Origin of the sequence: uncultured Flavonifractor sp. (genome assembly GCF_944385615.1) — a bacterium.
GTDB lineage: Bacteria > Bacillota > Clostridia > Oscillospirales > Oscillospiraceae > Flavonifractor.
On record NZ_CALWXV010000012.1, the window covers coordinates 27,501 to 47,045 of the forward strand.

General features: G+C 61.8%; 21 protein-coding genes and 1 pseudogene. 14 read left to right on the forward strand and 8 right to left on the reverse strand.

From position 1 onward, the window contains the following. Positions 1–20 precede the first annotated feature (20 nt). The 4 genes from Q0J75_RS05080 (at position 21) to Q0J75_RS05095 (ending at position 4,135) form a co-directional block, all read left to right on the forward strand. Positions 21–932 (forward strand): AraC family transcriptional regulator, encoded by a 912-nt coding sequence (locus tag Q0J75_RS05080; RefSeq protein ID WP_297197617.1) that lies wholly within the window; start codon positions 21–23, stop codon positions 930–932. 119 nt (positions 933–1,051) lie between these two features. Beyond that, positions 1,052–2,071: a UDP-glucose 4-epimerase GalE gene (gene galE / locus Q0J75_RS05085; RefSeq protein WP_297197620.1), complete on the forward strand. Its 1,020-nt coding sequence runs from the start codon at positions 1,052–1,054 to the stop codon at positions 2,069–2,071. Positions 2,072–2,089: 18 nt separating this feature from the next. Further along, a complete protein-coding gene (locus tag Q0J75_RS05090; RefSeq protein WP_297197624.1) occupies positions 2,090–3,016 on the forward strand; it encodes a nucleotidyltransferase family protein in 927 nt (308 codons plus the stop codon). A 3-nt stretch (positions 3,017–3,019) separates the two neighbouring features. Then, a complete protein-coding gene (locus tag Q0J75_RS05095) occupies positions 3,020–4,135 on the forward strand; it encodes a phosphotransferase enzyme family protein (RefSeq protein ID WP_297197627.1) in 1,116 nt (371 codons plus the stop codon). Positions 4,136–4,202: 67 nt separating this feature from the next. Here Q0J75_RS05095 and Q0J75_RS05100 read toward each other — a convergent pair whose 3' ends face one another. After that, entirely contained in the window at positions 4,203–5,807 is a 1,605-nt protein-coding gene (locus Q0J75_RS05100) for a recombinase family protein (RefSeq protein ID WP_297197630.1), read from the reverse strand. A gap of 65 nt (positions 5,808–5,872) precedes the next feature. On the opposite strand from Q0J75_RS05100, the gene Q0J75_RS05105 reads away from it, so the two are divergent. Then, positions 5,873–6,334 carry an NAD(P)-dependent oxidoreductase gene (locus Q0J75_RS05105; RefSeq protein WP_297197633.1) on the forward strand — a complete coding sequence of 154 codons (462 nt, stop codon included), beginning with the start codon at positions 5,873–5,875 and terminating at the stop codon, positions 6,332–6,334. Here Q0J75_RS05105 and Q0J75_RS05110 read toward each other — a convergent pair. From Q0J75_RS05110 to thiS, 5 genes are read right to left on the reverse strand one after another with little or no spacing between them, the layout of a single operon-like run. Beyond that, positions 6,264–6,860, reverse strand: a complete 597-nt coding sequence (locus Q0J75_RS05110) for a thiamine phosphate synthase (RefSeq protein WP_297197636.1) — start codon at positions 6,858–6,860, stop codon at positions 6,264–6,266. The genes Q0J75_RS05105 and Q0J75_RS05110 overlap by 71 nt on opposite strands. Beyond that, positions 6,847–8,034, reverse strand: a complete 1,188-nt coding sequence (gene thiH, locus Q0J75_RS05115) for a 2-iminoacetate synthase ThiH (RefSeq protein WP_297197639.1) — start codon at positions 8,032–8,034, stop codon at positions 6,847–6,849. The genes Q0J75_RS05110 and thiH overlap by 14 nt, the downstream gene beginning before the upstream one ends. A 15-nt stretch (positions 8,035–8,049) precedes the next feature. After that, the gene (locus Q0J75_RS05120) at positions 8,050–8,814 is read right to left on the reverse strand and encodes a thiazole synthase (protein ID WP_297197642.1); all 765 of its coding nucleotides are present in this window, start codon (positions 8,812–8,814) and stop codon (positions 8,050–8,052) included. A 58-nt stretch (positions 8,815–8,872) separates the two neighbouring features. Further along, entirely contained in the window at positions 8,873–9,523 is a 651-nt protein-coding gene (thiF, locus tag Q0J75_RS05125) for a sulfur carrier protein ThiS adenylyltransferase ThiF (protein WP_297197646.1), read from the reverse strand. After that, positions 9,507–9,704 (reverse strand): sulfur carrier protein ThiS, encoded by a 198-nt coding sequence (gene thiS / locus Q0J75_RS05130; RefSeq protein WP_297197649.1) that lies wholly within the window; start codon positions 9,702–9,704, stop codon positions 9,507–9,509. The genes thiF and thiS overlap by 17 nt, the downstream gene beginning before the upstream one ends. A gap of 180 nt (positions 9,705–9,884) precedes the next feature. Here thiS and Q0J75_RS05135 point away from each other — a divergent pair, with 180 nt between their 5' ends. From Q0J75_RS05135 to Q0J75_RS05150, 4 genes and pseudogenes are all read left to right on the forward strand, one after another. Beyond that, positions 9,885–10,007, forward strand: a complete 123-nt coding sequence (locus tag Q0J75_RS05135; protein ID WP_297197652.1) for a hypothetical protein — start codon at positions 9,885–9,887, stop codon at positions 10,005–10,007. Next, on the forward strand, positions 9,989–11,446 hold the full coding sequence (locus Q0J75_RS05140; RefSeq protein ID WP_297197655.1) for a recombinase family protein: 1,458 nt from the start codon (positions 9,989–9,991) through the stop codon (positions 11,444–11,446). Before Q0J75_RS05135 ends, Q0J75_RS05140 begins: the two co-directional genes overlap by 19 nt. Next, positions 11,421–11,573 (forward strand): annotated as a pseudogene (locus Q0J75_RS05145) (dipicolinate synthase); the annotation flags it as partial. The gene Q0J75_RS05140 and the pseudogene Q0J75_RS05145, both read left to right, overlap by 26 nt. Before the next feature lie 2 nt (positions 11,574–11,575). Beyond that, positions 11,576–12,160 carry a dipicolinate synthase subunit B gene (locus tag Q0J75_RS05150; protein WP_297197658.1) on the forward strand — a complete coding sequence of 195 codons (585 nt, stop codon included), beginning with the start codon at positions 11,576–11,578 and terminating at the stop codon, positions 12,158–12,160. Between the two features lie 52 nt (positions 12,161–12,212). On the opposite strand, the gene Q0J75_RS05155 is transcribed toward Q0J75_RS05150, so the two are convergent. After that, positions 12,213–13,421: an NADP-dependent isocitrate dehydrogenase gene (locus tag Q0J75_RS05155; protein WP_297197661.1), complete on the reverse strand. Its 1,209-nt coding sequence runs from the start codon at positions 13,419–13,421 to the stop codon at positions 12,213–12,215. 168 nt (positions 13,422–13,589) lie between these two features. On the opposite strand from Q0J75_RS05155, the gene Q0J75_RS05160 reads away from it, so the two are divergent. Further along, complete coding sequence (locus Q0J75_RS05160; RefSeq protein WP_297197665.1) at positions 13,590–14,909, forward strand: MATE family efflux transporter; 1,320 nt, start codon at positions 13,590–13,592, stop codon at positions 14,907–14,909. 76 nt (positions 14,910–14,985) lie between these two features. Then, positions 14,986–15,999: an aspartate--ammonia ligase gene (gene asnA, locus Q0J75_RS05165; protein WP_297197668.1), complete on the forward strand. Its 1,014-nt coding sequence runs from the start codon at positions 14,986–14,988 to the stop codon at positions 15,997–15,999. Between the two features lie 113 nt (positions 16,000–16,112). On the opposite strand, the gene Q0J75_RS05170 is transcribed toward asnA, so the two are convergent. Further along, positions 16,113–16,688, reverse strand: a complete 576-nt coding sequence (locus tag Q0J75_RS05170) for a rubrerythrin family protein (protein WP_297197671.1) — start codon at positions 16,686–16,688, stop codon at positions 16,113–16,115. 461 nt (positions 16,689–17,149) lie between these two features. Between Q0J75_RS05170 and Q0J75_RS05175 the strand changes: the two genes are divergently transcribed. From Q0J75_RS05175 to Q0J75_RS05185, 3 genes are all read left to right on the forward strand, one after another. Beyond that, a complete protein-coding gene (locus tag Q0J75_RS05175) occupies positions 17,150–18,514 on the forward strand; it encodes a short-chain fatty acid transporter (protein ID WP_297197674.1) in 1,365 nt (454 codons plus the stop codon). A gap of 161 nt (positions 18,515–18,675) precedes the next feature. Then, positions 18,676–19,086: a DUF3842 family protein gene (locus tag Q0J75_RS05180; protein ID WP_297197678.1), complete on the forward strand. Its 411-nt coding sequence runs from the start codon at positions 18,676–18,678 to the stop codon at positions 19,084–19,086. Between the two features lie 62 nt (positions 19,087–19,148). Then, positions 19,149–19,328: a hypothetical protein gene (locus tag Q0J75_RS05185; RefSeq protein WP_297197681.1), complete on the forward strand. Its 180-nt coding sequence runs from the start codon at positions 19,149–19,151 to the stop codon at positions 19,326–19,328. Positions 19,329–19,545 lie beyond the last annotated feature (217 nt).

The window sequence follows — 19,545 nt, forward strand, 5'->3', positions numbered from 1 at the left end:
GCCGCAGAAAGGAGGCCGCCATGCCCCCCTACCACCCTCTCCGTCTGAAACGGCCCCTGTCCATCCAGGAGCTCTACTCCGTCCACTACTTTGAATATACCAGCAGCTATGCCTTTGCCGGGGAGTCTCACGACTTCTGGGAGCTGCTTTATGTGGACAAGGGTTTGGTGCGGGTCACCGCCGGGGAGGCGGTCCACGACCTGATCCAAGGGCAGATCATCTTCCACGCGCCTGGGGAATTCCACGCCTTCTCAGCGGTGGGAGTGGCCCCCGATCTGGTGGTGGTGAGCTTTCAGTGCGACAGCCCCCACATGGCCTTTTTCCAGGGGCTGGTCACCTTTGTGGGGGAGACCGAGCGGAGCCTGCTGGCCCGCATTGTGGAGGAGAGCGGCACCGCCTTCTCCACCCCCCTCAACGACCCCTCCACCACCGCCCTCCAGCGCCGGGCCCAGGCCCCCTTTGGCGGGGAGGCTCTGCTGGCCGCCGCCCTGGAGGAGCTGCTCATCCGCCTCATCCGCCGCCAGACCGTTCCCGCCGCCCAGCTTCTCCCCTGCCGCACTGAGGACGCCAACCTGAACCGGGTGCTGCACTATATGGAGCAGCGGGTGGAGCACAGCCTCACCCTGGAGCAGATCTGCCGGGACAACCTCATCGGCCGCAGCCAGCTGCAAAAGCTCTTCCACACCCACACCGGCGGCGGGGTGATGGAGTATTTCAGCTGGCTGAAAATGCAGACCGCCCGGCGGATGATCCGGGAGGGGCGGCTCAATTTCACCCAGATCGCCACCCGGCTGGGCTTCCAGTCGGTCCACTATTTCTCCCGCAGGTTCCGGCAGGTCACCCACATGTCCCCCAGCGAATATGCCCAGAGCGTCAAGATGCTCTCCGAGCTGCCCGGCGTCTCCGCGGACGATTGTGCAAAGAATGTATAAAATTATCTATTCCCTTTCTTGAACAAACCGACTACAATAGAGCTATCCGCGGGAGCCGGTCTCCCGCAATGACGGCGGATCAATTCCATAAGAGCCAACGGATGAAAGGAGCGTTTTCCATGTCCATTCTTGTAAGCGGCGGCGCCGGCTATATTGGCAGCCATACCTGTGTAGAGCTGATCCAGGCGGGTTACGATATTGTCGTGGCGGACAACCTGGTCAATTCCTCCTCCGAGTCCCTGCACCGGGTGGAGCAGATCGTGGGCAAGCCCGTCCCCTTTGTCAAGACCGAGCTGTGCAATCCCGACGAGGTGGAGGCCCTCTTTGCCCAGTACCCCGACATTGACGCGGTGATCCACTTCGCCGGTCTGAAGGCAGTGGGCGAGAGTGTGGCCAAGCCTCTGGAGTATTACACCAATAACCTGGTGAACACCCTGGTGCTCCTCAACGCCATGCGCAAGCACGGGGTAAAGAACTTCGTGTTCTCCTCCTCTGCCACCGTGTACGGCGACCCGGCCAGCGTGCCCATCCGGGAGGACTTCCCCACCGGCGGCACCACCAACCCCTACGGCACCACCAAGCTGTTCATCGAGCGCATCCTGACCGACTACTGCGCCGCCGACCCCACCCTGAATGTGGCTCTGCTGCGCTACTTCAACCCCATCGGGGCCCATGAGTCCGGCCTCATTGGCGAGGACCCCAACGGCATCCCCAACAACCTGGTGCCCTACATCGCCCAAGTGGCGGTGGGCAAGCTGGAAAAGCTCCACGTCTACGGCAACGACTACCCCACCCCCGACGGCACCGGCGTGCGGGATTACATCCATGTGGTGGATCTGGCCAAGGGCCATGTGGCCGCGCTGAAGAAGCTGGATACCAACTGCGGCCTGTTTGTGTGCAACCTGGGCACCGGCAAGGGCTACTCCGTGCTGGACATCCTCCACGCCTACGAGAAGGCCTGCGGCAAGGAACTGCCCTATGTCATCGACCCCCGCCGACCCGGCGATATCGCCGAGTGCTACGCCGACCCGGCCAAGGCCCGGGACGAGATGGGCTGGCAGGCCCAGTACGGCATTGAGGAGATGTGCGCCTCCTCCTGGAAGTGGCAGTCCATGAACCCCAACGGGTATCGCAGCTGAGAAAGGACCGAGAGCAAGATGAATAAACCTGTTTTGGTGGTTATGGCCGCCGGTATGGGCAGCCGCTACGGCGGTCTGAAGCAGATCGACCCGGTGGGCAATCACGGCCAGCTCATCATCGACTATTCCATCTATGACGCCCGCCGGGCGGGCTTTGAGACGGTGGTCTTTGTCATCAAGCACGAGATCGAGGAGAGCTTCAAAAGCGCCATCGGCGACCGGCTGAGCAAGGTCATCAACGTCAAGTACGCCTATCAGCAGCTGGACGACCTGCCGGAGGGCTACTCCGTCCCCGAGGGCCGGGAGAAGCCCTGGGGCACCTGCCACGCCATCCTGGCCGCCCGCAAGGTGGTGGACGGACCCTTCGCCGTGGTCAACGCCGACGACTACTATGGCCCCGAGGGTTTCCAGAAGATCTACGATTACCTGGAGTCCCACCCCGATCAGCCCGGCTGCTATGAGTACGCCATGGTGGGCTACCTGCTGGGCAACACTGTCACCGAAAACGGCCATGTGGCCCGGGGCGTGTGCGAGGAGGACGGCGAGAACTACCTGACCCGCGTCACCGAGCGCACCCGCATCGAGAAGGACGGGGCCGACGCCCGCTTTACCGAGGATGACGGCGCCAGCTGGACCCACCTGTCCGGGAATACCATCGTGTCCATGAACCTGTGGGGCTTCACCCGCAGCTTTTTGGACGAGGCCCAGACCCGTTTCCCCGCCTTCCTGGACAAGACGCTGAAGGAAAACCCCCTCAAGGGCGAGTATTTCCTGCCCAGCGTGGTGACCCAGCTGCTGGAGGAGGGCAAGGCCCGGGTCAAGGTGCTGCGCAGCGCCGACAAGTGGTACGGCGTCACCTACCGGGAGGACAAGCCCGTGGTGGTCAAGGCCATCGCCGACATGACCGCCCAGGGGCTCTACCCCGACAATCTGTGGGGGGTGTAAGGCATGTCTCAGGCTGAACAGTATTTACAGGAGGCGCTGAACGCCTTTGACTTCGGCGGTCAGGTGGTGGGCGCGGTGCGCTACGGCTCCGGCCACATCAACGACACCTTCTGCGTCCACACCCAGCCCGGCGAGGACCCCTGCCGCCGGTTCATTCTCCAGCGCATCAGCGCCGCCGCCTTCCACCATCCCGACCAGGTGATGGCCAACATTGTGGGAGTCACCTCTTTCCTGGGCAAGCAGATCGCCGCCGCCGGCGGCGACCCGGAGCGGGAGACCATGTCGGTGTACGCCACCCGGGACGGCAAGCCCTTCTATACCGACTCTGAGGGGGGTGCCTGGCGGACCTATCCCTTTGTGGAGGGCACCATCTGCCTCCAGTCCGCTGAGACTCCGGAGCTCTTTGCTGCCTCCGCCCTGGCCTTTGGCAGATTCCAGCGGATGCTGAAGGACTACCCCGCCGACACTCTGTATGAGACCATTCCCCGCTTCCACGACACCGAGGACCGGCTGGCCAAGCTGAAAGCCGCGGTAGCCGCCGACGCCATGGGCCGGGTCAAGGAAGTAGGGCCCGAGCTGGCCTTCGTCACCGCCCGGGAGGGGGACTGCTCTGTGGCCCTTCAGGCCCTGCGAGAGGGCAAGCTTCCCCTGCGGGTGACCCACAACGACACCAAGCTCAACAACGTACTCATCGACCGGGCCACCGGCAAGGGCATCTGTGTCATCGACCTGGACACCGTTATGCCCGGCCTGTCCATCAACGATTTTGGTGATTCCATCCGCTTCGGCGCCAACCACAGCGCCGAGGACGAACAGGACCTGTCCAAGGTGAACTTTGACCTGTCTCTGTACGAGGTGTACACCCAGGCTTTCCTGGAGGGAGCCGCCGGGGCCCTCACCCCCTCCGAGCTGGACTACCTGCCCTGGGGCGCCAAGCTGATGACGCTGGAGTGCGGCATCCGCTTCCTCACCGACTATCTGGAGGGAGACCATTACTTCCGTACCCACCGGCCCGGCCAGAACCTGGACCGCTGCCGGACCCAGTTCAAGCTGGTGGCCGACATGGAGGCCTGTTGGGATCAGATGAAGGCCGTGGTGGACAAGTACCGTCCCCAGTAACCTTCCCATATAGTAAAGAGCCCGTCGTGGATACATCCAATTCCGCGACGGGCTCTTTTTATGCCTCTTATCTGGTTTCCCCCAAAGGGACCGGCCTCCATTCCGTGATCTCCACCTGACAGCGCCTTCCGTCTCTTTTTGTCTCGGCACATACACGAAATCCCACCGGCAGCCCGGCAACCTCCACCAGAAAGCCATCCTGAAAAACGGTAATACGCTCCATCAGTTCCTCCAGAAGGAGCTCTCCGCTCTCCAGCTCCCGCTCCAGAAAGGACTGGAGCTCCTGGAGGCGTTCCGCCTCCCGCCGGATATTTTCTTTTCCCTGTTCCATCTGCGCCCGCAGCCCGGCAATCTCCTCCTCACAGCGGGAAACGACGCGGGACAACTCCGCCCGGCTCAGCGCCCCGTCCAGATAGGCTTCCAGGGCCCGATCCTTCCGGTCCAGCTGCCGCCGGAGGGCCTGCCGCAGCCGTGCGCCTGTCCCTGCTTGATCTGCTCCCCCGCTCTCCATCGTTCTCAGCTCCTGAAACACCTGCCTGATAATCGCCGGGCCGTCCAGCCCCAGCTGATCCAGAACGTGACGGGCCACCGCGGAAAGCACCTTTCCCGGAACAGCCCCCATGGCACAAGCTCCGTCCAGATGCCCCCGGCAGACAAAGCGGGTATACTGGGTGCCGTCAGACCGGCGGGTCCGTTTGCAGGTAAATGTCTTGCCACAGGACCCACAGCGAACCTTGCCGGAATACCAGTATCGGGCGGAAAACCGTTCCTGCCCGGCAAACAGCTTGGCCCGCCGGTCCAGCTCGGCCTGAACAGCCTGAAACTCCGCCCGGCTGACGATGGCCTCATGGTGATCCCGCAGGCAGATTTGTTCCTCCGTCCCGTCGTTGACGATCTTGCGGTGGGTCAAATGGTCGGTGGTGCGGTATTTTTTCTGGAGCAGATCCCCGCAGTATTTCTCATTGCGCAGGATACGCAGCACCATAGCAGAGGACCATGGGCCGTCAGGCCGCAGGGGCGGGGGGATATGAGCCTGGGTCAGCTCCTTGGCAATGGTGTGGGCCCCTTTGCGCGCTGTCAGAAACGTGTGGTAAATCCGCCTCACGATAGCGGCCTGTTCCCTCTCCACCGTGAGCTGTCCCCCTTGCAGGGTGTAGCCGTAGATGGAATTGTTGCCAAAGACCACCCCCCGGCGCATGGCCTGGAGCTGGCCCCATCGGGTGCGCTCTGAAATTTTGCGGCTTTCCTCCTGGGCCACGCTGGCCATGATGGTGAGGCGAAACTCCCCGTCATTGTCCCTGGTGTCGATGTTGTCGTTGAGAAAGCACACCCCCACGCCTCTGGCCTTCAGCTGCCGGGTGATTTGAAGGGTATCCACGGTGTTTCGGGCAAATCTGGACACCTCCTTGGTGAGGATCAGGTCGATTTCCCCCTCCATGGCCTGCCGGACCATCCGGGTAAACTGGGGCCGCCGTTTGGCGGAGGTTCCGGACAGGCCCTCGTCGGCAAATACTCCCACCAGAACCCAGCCTGGGCGGGTCTGTATGTAGCTTTGGAAAAAAGCCTGCTGGGCGGCCAGAGAAGTGCGTTGATCCTCCTTGTCGGTGGACACCCGGCAGTAGGCCGCCACCCGCAGGCGGTCCCCACCCTTTTCAAAGCCTTTCTCCTCCACGCCGGACCCGCTCCTTTCAGAGGGCGGCCGCCCTCTCAACAGGATATGCGCCGCCACGCCCCGGCTTGCCTGCTGCGTGTCCTTTCGCCAACGCTCTCCCCACCGCAGAGGGGGCCATCCAGATCGCCCTGGAGGAGCTGCCCATCACTCTCCACGCCGCCCGGGTTCTGGTCATCGGCTTTGGCCGGGTGGGCAAGGCCCTGGCCCAGCGGCTGGATGGTCTGGGCGCCAAGGTGAGCGTGGCCGCCCGAAAGTGGTCCGACCTGGCCTGGGCGGAGAGCTGCGGGTACTGCGGGGAGCAGACCGAACACCTGGCGGGCTGGCTGTGCGGCTACGACCTGGTGGTCAACACGGTCCCCGCCCCGGTGCTGGGCCTCACCGAGCTGTCCGACCTGAAGCCGGGATGTCTGGTCATCGACCTGGCCTCCAAGCCAGGGGGGGCTGGTGTGGGAAAGCTCAGGGCAATCTCTCCCGCAAATACCGCACCATCTCCGCCGGATGGGGGCAGGTCATCAGCCCGCTCATAAGACAGGCCCCCGCCGCCCCGGTTTGGGCCACCGCCGCCAGGTTGTCCGGCCCGATGCCTCCGATGGCGTATACTGGAATGGTAACAGCGGCACAGACCGACGCCAAAAAGGCCAGCCCCCGGCCGGGCAGGCCTTTTTTACAGTCGGTATCAAAGACGTGCCCGGCGGTGGCATAGTCGGCCCCCAGGGCCTGGGCCCGCACCGCCTCCGCCGGAGCGTGGACCGACACCCCCAGCAGCTCCACCTGGTCCCGGAGCTGGGGACAGGCCTCCAGTTCCCCCAGGGAGATGTGGAGCCGGGGCACCCCCAGCCGAGTGCACACACCGGGAAAGTGGTGGAGCACCACAGCTTCTCCCCCGGCCTCCACCACCTGCCGGGCCAGAACTTCATATTCCTCCTCGGTCAGATCCTTTTCCCGCAGAATCACCCGGTCGATGCCGCCCCGGCACAGCTCACCCACCCGCTGGGGCAGGTCACCGGCACACAGGCCCCGGTGAGTGACACAGCAGAGCTTAAACATAGACATAGTCGTTCATTACCGGCTGGAGCCCCTGCTCCCGGATAGCGGCCACCACCTGGTCCACGGTGCGGCCGTCGGCGATCTCGAACTGGTCGTCTCCTTCTTCCTCGCCGCTGTGGCCGCCGATGCCGGTGGACACCCCGGCGGAGATCTTGGTGGCGGCGATGTCGATGACCCGGTCCCGGAACCCCGCCCGCTCTCGGGTGGAGATGGTCATGCCGGCAAAGGGCATGAACAGCCGGTAGGCGCACATGACCTGGAGCAGCTGCCGCTCATGGACGTCCTTGGGATTGATCTTGTCGTTGTTGACGATGGGCCGCAGCCGGGGGCAGGAGAAGGAAATTTCGGCGTGGGGGTACTTGCGCTGCAGGAGCCAGGCGTGCATCCCAGTGGCAAAGGCATCCTTGCGGAAGTCGTCCAGCCCCAGCAGGGCGGCAAAGGCCACCCCCCGCATCCCGCCCATGAGGGCCCGCTCCTGGGCCTCCAGCCGGTAGGGGAAGATGCGCTTATGGCCCGCCAGATGGAGCTGCTCATACCGCACATCATCATAAGTCTCCTGAAATACGGTCACATAGTCCACCCCGCACTGGTGGAGGTAGGCGTACTCGTCGGAGTTCATGGGGTAGACCTCGATGCCCACCATCTTGAAATACTTCCGGGCGATCTTGCAGGCCTCACCGATATATTGTACATCGCTCATTTTTCGGCTCTCGCCGGTAAGAATCAGGATTTCCTCCAGGCCGGTCTGGGCAATGGCGGCCATCTCCTCCTCGATGCCCGCCAGGTCCAGTTTAGCCCGGCGGATCTTATTGTGGCAGTTGAAGCCGCAGTAGATGCAATAATTTTCGCAGTAGTTAGAGATGTAGATGGGGGTGAAAAGGTACACATTATCCCCAAAATACCGCCGCTTCTCCATCCGGGCCTTCTGGGCCATCTCCTCCAAAAAAGGCAGGGCCGCCGGGGAGAGCAGGGCGGCAAAGTGTTCCGGGGTGCGCACGTCGGCGTCCAGGGCCGCCCGCACATCCTGAGCGGTGTAGGCATTCTCGTCATAGCCCGCTCGGGCGGCGGTGACCTGCTGCCGCACGGTAGGGTCGATCTGCTCCATCCCGGGGAGGTAGGCCATGTGGTCGATCTTATCCTTGACCTCCACCACGGTGATGCCTTCCATAGGCTGATCCATGTCTGTCTCCTCCTCTCAGTCCGCCAGAAATCCGGTGAGGGGGGAGGATGGAGCCGCACCCCGGTCCAGCACCCGGCCCAGGCCCGCCAGATAGGCCGCCCGGCCCGCCTCAATGGCGGACTTGAAGGCCCCAGCCATGGCGGAAATATCCCCGGCAGTGGCGATGGCGGTGTTGGCCATCACCGCCGCAGCCCCCATCTCCATGGCCTCACAGGCCTGGGAGGGACGGCCGATCCCCGCGTCCACAATGACCGGCAGGTCGATCTCGTCAATGAGAATCTGGATAAACTCTCTGGTGGCCAGGCCCTTGTTGGAGCCAATAGGGGCCCCCAGAGGCATAACGCAGGCTGCTCCGGCATCCACCAGATCCCGGGCCACGTTCAGGTCGGGATACATGTAGGGCATGACCACAAAGCCCTCCTTGGCCAGAATCTCGGTGGCCTTGACCGTCTCGTAGTTGTCGGGCAGCAGGTACTTGCTGTCCCGCATGATCTCGATCTTTACAAAGTCCCCGCAGCCGCAGGCCCGGGCCAGCCGGGCAATGCGCACGGCCTCGTCGGCGGTACGGGCGCCGGAGGTGTTGGGCAGCAGGGTCACCCCCTCCGGGATGTGGTCCAGGATGCTGTCGGTGTCTGAGTTGGCCCGGCGGAGGGCCAGGGTGATGATCTGAGCCCCGGCATGCTCCACCGCCGCCCGGATGAGATCCATGGAATACTTGCCCGAGCCCAGAATAAAACGGGAGGTAAAGGCGTGTCCCCCCAAAATCAGTTCGTCTGCCATGTTTGTTCTTCCTTTCTGTGGACCGGCCAGTGTCCGGTTCCTATTTTTATGGGATACCCTATGGTTCGCTCTTTCCCAACAGCAGCCGCATGACCATGGTGGCCTGGTGGGAGGCGCACACCGCCACCCGGGGGGCCATAAGCCCCTGGCCCAGAGCGATATCACTCTCCCCGTCGCCGCAGAGATAGAGCCGCCCCATGGCCTTTTGGGTGCGGATGGCGTTGGCCGAGCCTGTCCCACCCATTCCGGAGCCCGCCACCACGGTAGTGTCCGGCAGCCCCGCCAGCAGGGTGCTCACCAGCATGGCCTTTTCTTCAGCCTTGTCAAAGGCCTCGCACACCACCTGACACCCCCGGAACAGGGTACAGGCGTTGTCCGCACTTACCTTACAGGTGTGGACTTCATAGTCCAGCCAGGGGTTGATCTGCCGCAGCTGCTGGACCAAGGCTTCGGTCTTGTACTGCCCCAGGTGGGGGAGAAAGTAGTGCTGCCGGTGAAGATTGGTCACATCCACCCGGTCAAAATCGGCCAGCACCAGCCGTCCCACCCCCAGCCGGGCCAGCAGCACAGCGATGTGGGAGCCCAATCCTCCCAAGCCGGCCACTCCCACCGAGGCGGCGGCAAATTTTTTCTGATTTTCCGCTCCGTGACGGGCGATAAGGGCCTGTTCCAGCGTTTCCCGGTCCATGGCCTTATCCGCCTCCCACAAACCGGACCACCTCCAGTTTGTCCCCATCGGACAGCCGGATTGTGGAAAAGTCCTCCCGGCGCAGAATGGTCCCGTTGAGTTCCACCGCCACTTGGTCGGCCTTCCAGCCTTTTTGGTCCAGCAGGTCCCGCACGGTATTCAGCCCCGTCCTATTCAGGGGTTCTCCATTGACTTGCAGCATCGTCTGCCTCCTTTTCTCCAGCAAAAAAAGGCGCCACGAAGAACTACACCCGCGGTGGTGTACCCCTTCGTGACGCCTTTTTGGCTTCACTCTGCGCAATACAATAGCACCCCTCCCCCGCCTTGTCAAGGCATATTTTCCACACCCAGCCGTAAATTGGGTGGAGAAAGGAGGGCGTCTATGGAAGAACAACAGGAGATTATCTGCCGTTTCCCGGCGGAAGGGCCGTCGCTGGAGGAACTGCTGGCCCGTCTGCTGGCCGGGCCCCGGGGAGAGGAGCCGCCATGGGCGGGCCGCGGGTAGGGCTCTACCTCCGCCTGTCCCGGGAGGACGAGGGGGCGGGGGAGTCCATGAGCATTGAGAACCAGCGGGCCTATCTGCTGGACTACGCTGCCGGGCGGGGCTGGCCGGTGGCAAAAATCTATGCCGACGACGGCTATACCGGCACCAACTTCCGCCGCCCCGGCTTTCAGGCCCTGCTGAGCGACATTGAGGGGGGATGCATTGACCTGGTGCTCACCAAGGACCTGTCCCGGCTGGGCCGGGACCAGGCGGGAACGGTGTATTATTACCAGTGCTATTTCCCCGCCCACGGGGTGCGCTACATTGCCGCCGCCGAGGGCTTTGACACCGCCGCCGGGCAGAGCGCCATCGCCCTCCCCTTCCTGGCGGCGGCCAACGACTTTTACACCGCCGATATCTCCCGCAAGGTGCGCGCCGCCCTGGACACCCGGCGGAAGCAGGGGCTGTTCATCGGGGCCTCCCCCCCGCTGGGCTACCGAAAGGACCCGGACCACAAGGGGCACCTTCTCCCCGATCCGGCCACCGCCTGGGCAGCTCAGGCGGTGTTTTCCACCTATCTGTCCCTGGCCTCGGTACGGGGGACTGCCCGGGCCCTGACGAAAGCAGGAGTACCCACCCCCGCCCAGTGCAAGGGGGGACCGGCGGGAGCGTGGAGCGACACCATGGTGCGCCGGGTTCTTACCAACCCCACCTATGCCGGACATTTGACCCAGAACCGCTCGGAAAAGGCAGGCTACAAGGTGGACCGCCGCCGGTACCACCCCCCGGACCAGTGGACGGTGGTGCCCCATACCCATCCCCCTTTGGTATCCCAGGCCGACTTTGACCGGGTCCAGGCCCTGCTGGCGGTACGGAGCTACACCCCCAAGGCCGGTCCGCCCCATTTACTCACCGGGCTAGCGTTCTGCGGAGCCTGCGGCTCTGCCATGGCCTATGTAAAGGAGGGAAACCGGCTCTATCTAGTGTGCCGCCGCTCTCGCAAAACCGGAGCCTGCTCCTCCCGCCGGATCTCAGAGGCCAGCATATTGGCCGCCCTGAAGGGGGAACTGGAGCGACTGACCGCCGGAATAGAGCCTTCTCTTCTGCTCCCGCCCCCCTCCCGGGAATCTGACAAGGCCCGCCGGGCTTTGGAGGGGGAGCTGCGGCTGCTGCGGCAGGCGGGGGCGGCCCTGTACCGGGACCGGGCCGCCGGGGCGCTGGACCAGGAGGAGTTTTCCGCTTTGCTGGAAGAAAACTGCCGGGCGGCCCGGCTGGTGGAGGTACGTCTGGCCGCGCTGTCTCCACCGGAGTCTCCCCCCGCCGTCCTGCCCGATCTGCTGGCCCGGCCCGCCCTGCTCACCCTGGTGGAGCGTGTCGAACTGGGAGAGGGCGGTACACTCACCATCTCCTTCCGCTTCCGGGACCCCCACCTTTGCCACACCAGCCGGGGTGGACTTTGAGGCGGCCGCCCGGCTGGGGGTCAAGGCCATCTGGGCCCTGTCCCTGCCGGGGAAGGTGGCGCCGGTGACGGCGGGCCGGTGCATCCAGACCACCATCTACAACATTCTGCGGGAAATGGGAGTGTGAGTATGGAACAAAGGAAGGTTGGATTCGCCTTCTGCGGGTCCTTTTGTACGTATGACCGGGCCATGCGGGCCCTGGAGCAGGTGAAGGCCCGGTTTGGGGATGTGACCCCCATCGTGTCGGAGGCCTCCGCCGCCACCGACACCCGCTTTGGCCCGGCCCACGAGTTCATGCGAGAGATGGAGCGCATCTGTGACAAACGGGTCATTGACACCATGGTAAAGGCCGAGCCCATCGGCCCCAAAAAGCTGCTGGATGTGCTGGTGATCTGTCCCTGTACCGGCAACACGCTGGCCAAGCTGGCGGGCGGAATCACCGACTCCACCGTCACTTTAGCGGCCAAGGCCCATCTGCGCAACGGCCGGCCTCTGGTGCTCTGCCCGGCCACCAACGACGCTTTGGCCGCCTCAGCCAAAAATATCGGGGCCCTGCTGGACAAGAAAAACGTCTACTTCGTCCCCTTTCGTCAGGACGATCCACAGGGCAAGCCCACCTCAGTGGTGGCCGACTTTTCCCTGGTGCCCGACGCCATTGCCGCCGCTTTGGAGGGCCGTCAGCTCCAGCCTCTGCTGCTGGGCAACCCCGATTAAATGGAAAAAGCCTGCCGCAAGCGGTTTGCGGCAGGCTTTTTGGTATGTATACTCAGTTTTCCAGTTTTGCCCGGATGGCCTTCAGGAAATCCAGGGAGTTGACCCCCTGGGCGGGGGTCTCCCCCTCCCACAGGCCCACCAGGTCCTTGGTCATCACGCCACCCTCGATGGTGTCGATGGTGGCCTTCTCCAGCTTGTCGGCAAAGGCCATCAGATCGGCGTTGCCGTCCAGCTCGCCCCGCTTGCGGAGGGCGCCTGACCAGGCGAAGAGGGTGGCCACCGGGTTGGTGGAGGTCTCCTCTCCCTTCAGGTACTTGTAATAGTGGCGGGTGACAGTGCCGTGGGCGGCCTCGTACTCATACTTGCCGTCGGGGGACACCAGCACGGAGGTCATCATGGCCAGAGAGCCAAAGGCGGTGGATACCATATCGCTCATCACGTCGCCATCGTAGTTCTTGCAGGCCCAGATAAAGCCGCCCTGAGAGCGGACCACACGGGCCACTGCGTCGTCAATCAGGGTATAGAAATACTCGATGCCCAGCTCGTCGAACTTGGCCTTGTACTCGGCGTCAAAGATGGCCTGGAAAATATCCTTGAAGGTGTGGTCATACTGCTTGGAAATGGTGTCCTTGGTGGCAAACCAAAGATCCTGCTTGGTGTCGATGGCGTACTGGAAGCAGGAGCGGGCAAAGGAGGTGATGGAGCTATCCTTATTGTACTGGCCCTGGAGCACGCCGCCGCACTCAAAGTCATAGATGGTCTGGCGGAACTGCTCCTTTCCGTCAGCGCCGGTAAACACCAGCTCGGCCTTGCCGGGGCCGGGCACCCGGTACTCGGTGGACTTGTACACATCGCCGTAGGCGTGGCGGGCGATGGTGATGGGCTTCTTCCAGGTCTTGACCACCGGGGAGATGCCCTTGACCATAATGGGAGCCCGGAACACGGTGCCGTCCAGAATGGCGCGGATAGTACCGTTGGGGGACTTCCACATCTGGGAGAGCTTATATTCCTCCACCCGCTGGGCGTTGGGGGTGATGGTGGCGCACTTCACCGCCACGCCGTACTTCTTGGTGGCCTCGGCGGAGTCCACGGTCACCTGGTCGCCGGTCTCCTCCCGGTGGGGCAGGCCCAGGTCGTAATACTCGGTCTTCAGGTCGATGAAGGGCAGGAGCAGCTCGTCCTTGATCTGCTGCCACAGCACCCGGGTCATCTCGTCGCCGTCCATCTCCACCAGGGGGGTGGTCATCTGAATCTTTTCCATGGTCTCCTCCTTGTGTTTTCATACAATTCCGGAAAAATTATACCCCCATTTCAGGAAAAAGGCAAGCGGCACATGGGATGCAATCCTGTGCGTTTTGCCCATTGCGGCTCAATACCAGGGTGGAGTATACTTTTTCAATATGTAACCCAAGCAGAGAGAGGGACCCCTGTGTTTCAAAAGCAAGCCCTGAAAAAATTGATTATCCCCCTGATCATCGAGCAGTTCCTGGCGGTCATGGTGGGCATGGCCGACATTATGATGGTCTCCTCCGCCGGAGAGGCCGCCGTTTCCAGCGTGGCCCTGGTGGACCTCATCAACGTGCTCATCATCAACGTCTTTTCCGCCCTGGCCACCGGCGGCGCGGTGGTGTGCGCCCAGTCCATCGGCGCCCAAAACCTGGACCGGGCCAACCGGGCGGCCAATCAGCTGATGTACATCGTCACCGCCGCCGCCCTCATTATCATGGCCCTGTCCCTGATCCTGTGCCGCCCCCTGCTGGGGCTGCTCTTCGGCCAGGTGGAGCCCGCCGTCATGGAGGGAGCGGTGACCTATTTCATCATCTCCGCTTTGTCCTATCCCTTTATCGCCCTGTATAACGGCTGCGCTGCCCTGCTGCGCTCCATGGGCAACTCCCGGGCCTCCATGTATGTCTCGGCCTGGATGAACGGGCAGAACATCGTGGGCAACGCCATCTTTGTCTTTGGCTTCCACCGGGGGGTGGACGGCGTGGCCCTGTCCTCCCTGTTCTCCCGGATGGTGGCTGCCGGTATCATGCTGGTACTGCTCCACAGCCGCCACAACCCGGTGCGGGTGTCCGGTCTGCTCCGCTTTCGACTGGAACCCTCTATGATGGGCCGTATTTTGCGCATCGGAATACCCAACGGCCTGGAAAATTGCTTCTTCCAGCTGGGCCGGGTGCTGCTGGTAAGCCTTATCTCCACCTTTGGCACCGCCCAGACCGCCGCCAATGCGGTGGCCAACAACATCGACAACTTCGGCGTCATTCCCGGCACCGCCATGGGCCTGGCCCTCATCACGGTGGTGGGCCAGTGCGTGGGGGCGGAGGCTTGGGACCAGGTCCGCTTCTACACCGTCAAGCTGGTCAAAATGACGTACCTTTTCACCTGGATTCTCAACGGTATTCTGCTGCTGGGGCTGCCCCTGATTCTGAGCCTGTACAGCCTGACCCCTGAGACCCACTGGTACGCCACGGTGCTCATCTTCATCCACAACGGCTGCGCCATGCTGTTCTGGCCCATGGCCTTCACCATGCCCAACGCCCTGCGGGCTACCGGTGACGTAAAGGTCCCCATGGTCATCTCCATCTGTTCCATGCTGATCGTCCGGCTGGGGTGCAGCTACCTTTTAGGGGTCCACTTTGGCCTGGGGGTCATCGGGGTATGGATCGCCATGGTGGGAGACTGGATCGTACGTATCTGTTTCTTTGTGTTCCGGGCCCGGCAAAAGCTGTGGGTGGAACACCGCTGAGGGCTTGTGCGTCTTTCACTTTTCCTGTATAATGTGTTGCATTGTAACGATTTGATGAACAAAGGAGTGCTGCACCATGCTGCAAACCGTGATTCCCCAGGGGTACGCCCCCTGTCTCAACCTGTACGACACCCAGAAGGCCATCGGCCTGTTGAAGCGTCTGTTTGAGGACACCCTGGGCGGCGCCCTTCACCTGCGCCGGGTATCCGCCCCCCTGTTCGTGGAGGCCTCCACCGGCCTGAACGACGATTTGAACGGGGTGGAGCGCCCCGTATCCTTCGACATTCCCGACGCCGGCCGGGATGCTCAGGTGGTCCACTCCCTGGCCAAGTGGAAGCGGATGGCCCTGTACCGCTATCAGTTCTCAGTGGGCGAGGGGCTGTATACCGACATGAACGCCATTCGCCGGGATGAGGAGCTGGACAACCTCCACTCGGTCTACGTGGACCAGTGGGACTGGGAGAAGGTCATCGCCCCCCGGGACCGGACCGAGGCCTATCTGAAGGACACGGTGACCACCATCGTGAAGGCCATGGCGGAGACCCAGTCCACCCTGCGCTCGGTATTCCCTCAGCTCACCGCTCTGCCCCCTCTGGACACCGACGTGTCCTTTGTCACCACCCAGGAACTGGAGGACCGCTGGCCGGAGCTCTCCCCCAAGGAGCGGGAGGACGCCTGGGTCAAAGAGCACCCCACCACCTTCCTCATGGGCATCGGCGGCGCGCTGAAGTCGGGCAAGCCCCACGATGGCCGGGCTCCCGACTATGACGACTGGACCCTGAACGGCGATATTCTGCTGTGGAACCCGGTGCTGGGCCACGCCTTTGAGGTGTCCTCCATGGGCATCCGGGTAGACCCGGCGGCCATGGACCGGCAACTCACCATTGCCGGCTGTGACAACCGCCGGGAGCTGCCCTTCCACAAGATGCTGCTGGAGGGCAAGCTGCCTCTGACCATCGGCGGCGGCATCGGCCAGTCCCGGCTGTGTATGCTGCTGCTGGGCAAAGCCCACATCGGTGAAGTTCAGGCCTCCGTGTGGGATGAGCAGACCCTGGCCGCCTGCCGGGACGCAGGCGTTATTCTGCTGTAACCAAGCCCTACAAGTCAAAGGGACCTTCCCCAACACAATAAAATGAGGGCTTGCCGCAAATGTATGCGGCAGGCCCTTTTCTATCATGATGTCTGGCTTTATGGACGAAGCGGTCAGTCCTCCACCTGCTTCTGGATGGTGGTGGGCTCAAAAGCGCCGATGGCCTCACACACCGGGCACACATCAGGGCGATGCTCAAAGGTGGCGCCGCAGAACTGGCAGCGATAGCCCTGCACCGGCACCGTCCGGGGAGGCGTGGGCACTTTGGGCGCCGTGTGACTCTGAGCAGCGGAAGCGGAGGCAGTCAGCTGGGTCAGGGCGGTCAAAAAGCGGAACTCATGGTCTTTTTCGATCTTGCTGATCCCCTCAAAGAGGGTGGCCACATCAGGGAAACCTTCCTCCCGGGCGATCTGGGCGAAGTTGGGATACATGCTGCTCCACTCGCCGTACTCTCCCTGAATGGCGTCCTGAAGGTTTTCGGTGCTGTTCCCCACACCCTTCAGCCGCTGATAGAGCAGCTTGCCGTGGATGCCCTCGTTCTTTGCCATGGATTCAAACAGCTCCGCGATCTCCTCGTTTCCCTCCTGTCTGGCTTTGTCGGCATAGAAGAGATATTTATTTCGGGCCATGGACTCCCCGCTGAAAGCGGCCAGCAGATTTTGTTCGGTACGGGTGCCTTTCAGTTCCATAGTGATGCCTCCTTAATCTAATAACGATTATTATTATTGTAATATACGCTTAACTTTTTCCTCTGTCAAGTCTTTTTTCCTATTTTTCCTCTAGGTATTCTCTGGAAGTTAAGTGTCTGACTGACCGAGCCTTATTTTGATGTTTTTTGCTCGTTTTTTCTTATATTTTGATTGGAAGCATTTGTTTTGGTCATTTTCTGCAACGCTTTCTTCTCCCACGCCAGTCCCCCACCCTTCTCTTGGCCCACAGATTTTCAGGCTGCCCGGAAGAATCCCCAAAATTCCAGTTGTTTAGTATCATTTCCGCAATTTGAGACCGGTCCATTGCTTTTCGTCATTTTCCACTGAACTCCCCGGTATTTATTGACTTTCCATGGCAATCCTACTATAATGCATCTGTGTTTGGCGGGCATGTGTGTCTCATTGTGAGAATGTGTGAGAATGTGAGAGGAGGAAATCGTATGTTCAAAAAGTTTACAAACGGCTGCGTACGTGTGGTGAACCGGTGGCTGCCCGACCCGTTCCTGTTCGCCATTATCCTGACCATCGTGGTCTTTATCGCCGCCATGATCGGTACCCAGCAAGGTCCCCTGGATCTGATCTGGGCCTGGGGCGGCCAGGGTAAGACAGAATCCGGCTTCTGGAGCCTGCTGGCCTTCGCCATGCAGATGGCCCTGGTGCTGGTGCTGGGCTCCGCCATGGCTTCCGCCAAGGTGTGTAAGCGGATCTTGGGCGCCATTGCGTCCCTGGCCCACAACAAGCGCTCCGCTATCCTGATTACCACCTTTGTTTCCACCATCTGCTGCTGGCTGAACTGGGGCTTCGGCCTCATCGCCGGCGCCCTGCTGGCCCGCGAGGTTGCCAAGCGGGTGAAGGATGTGGACTATCCCCTGCTGATCGCGGCGGCCTACTCCGGCTTTGTGATCTGGCATGCCGGTCTGTCCGGCTCCATCCCCCTGCAGATCGGTGCTGAGGGCGGTACGGAGATCTTGGGTATCTCCTACTTTGCCCCCACTTCCGCCACCATCTTCCACCCCGTGAACCTGCTGATGGTGGGCGTGATTCTGGTACTGATGCCCTTCGTCAACTATGCCATGCATCCTGACGCCGACCACACCATCGTGGTGGACCCCACTCTGCTGGTGGACGAGGAGGAGCGTACTTACAAGGTAGAGACCCCCGCTGACAAGATCGAGCACAGCCGCATCCTGTGGGTCATTACTCTGGTGCTGGGCTTCATCTACATCGTGTACTACTTTGTGCAGAAGGGCTTCAACCTGGACCTGAACATCGTCAATATGATCTTCCTGTTCCTGGGGATCCTGCTCCACGGCGATCTGCGCAAGTATGTGGACGCCATTGGTGACGCTGCCGCGGGCGCTGCCGGTATCCTGCTCCAGTTCCCCTTCTATGCCGGCATCATGGGCCTGATGGTGGCCGCCAATCCTGACACCGGCGTGTCTCTTGCCTCCATCATCGCCAACTTCTTCACCAACATCTCCAATGACGTCACCTTCCCCGTGCTGACCTTCCTGTCCGCCGGTATCATCAACTTCTTCGTGCCCTCCGGCGGCGGCCAGTGGGCTGTCCAGGCGCCTATCGTCATGCCTGCCGCCACCCAGATGGGCATCGAGTATGGCCGAGCCGCTATGGCTATCGCCTGGGGCGATCAGTGGACCAACATGATCCAGCCCTTCTGGGCTCTGCCTGCCCTTGGCATCGCCGGCCTGTCCGCCCGCAACATCATGGGCTATCTGGTGATCGTCACCATCTTCACCGGCGTGGTGGCCTGCGGCGGCTTCTTGCTGTGGGGTCTCTTCTTCTGAGACTCCGGCCAACCACCCGCCAAGCATAACTCACATTTTTCCAGGTGCGCCGCAAACGCGGCGCACCTTTTTTGTGCCTGTGCGTTGTGCTGTTCCGCTGGATATGATATGATATTTTTTTAATCGGGGTCCTGTATAGAGCCCTTTACCGGAGGTGCGGTTTGGAAATTTTAGTGGTAGACGGCCAGGGAGGCCGGATCGGACAGCAGCTGGCGCGGGGCATCACCACCCGCCATCCCAAGCTGCGGGTGTTCGCGGTGGGCACCAACAGTCTGGCCACGGCGGCCATGCTGAAGGGCGGCGCGGCGCAGGGCGCCACCGGCGAAAATGCCCTCATGGTGGCCTGCCGCCGGGCGGATGTGATTTTGGGCCCTCTGGGCATCGTCATCGCCGACGCGCTGCTGGGGGAGATCTCGCCCGCCATGGCGGCGGCGGTGGGACAGTCGCCTGCCAAAAAGATCCTGATCCCTATGAATCAGTGCGACAATATTGTGGCCGGGGTGGCGGAGCTGCCGGTGGGCAAGCTGCTTGACAATGCTCTGGACGAGCTGGACAAGCTGCTGGAGGCATGAGGGGCGCATAGAATGGTGGGCGGGACCCTGTCCCGCCATCTCTTCTAAAGGAGGGGCATCCCATGAAGGAGCTGCTCCGCTGCCTGATGCAGGTACAGAATCTTGTTACCCTGATCCTGACAGTGGCTTTTCTCCATCTGGCCATCTCGGGCAGGGTGGCTGCCGACCAGTTTCTCACTATCTTCTCGGTTGTGATCGCCTTCTACTTCGGCAGTCAAACACAAAAAAATCAGCTGTCCTGATTCTGCTCAGAAATCGTTTTTCTTACTCATAAGTGCTTCCGGAACAGAATTTGTGCCGGAAGCGTTTTCTTTTCTCCTGTCCTATGGATCTGTAATCTGCCTGTGCTGCTGTGCCTCCCATGCATGCATCGCCAATTTTTTAGGCAGATATGACAAAAAATCCAAAACAACTCTTGTCAAAGCGTGACAAATGGTTGATAATAGAATTGGCGTATGT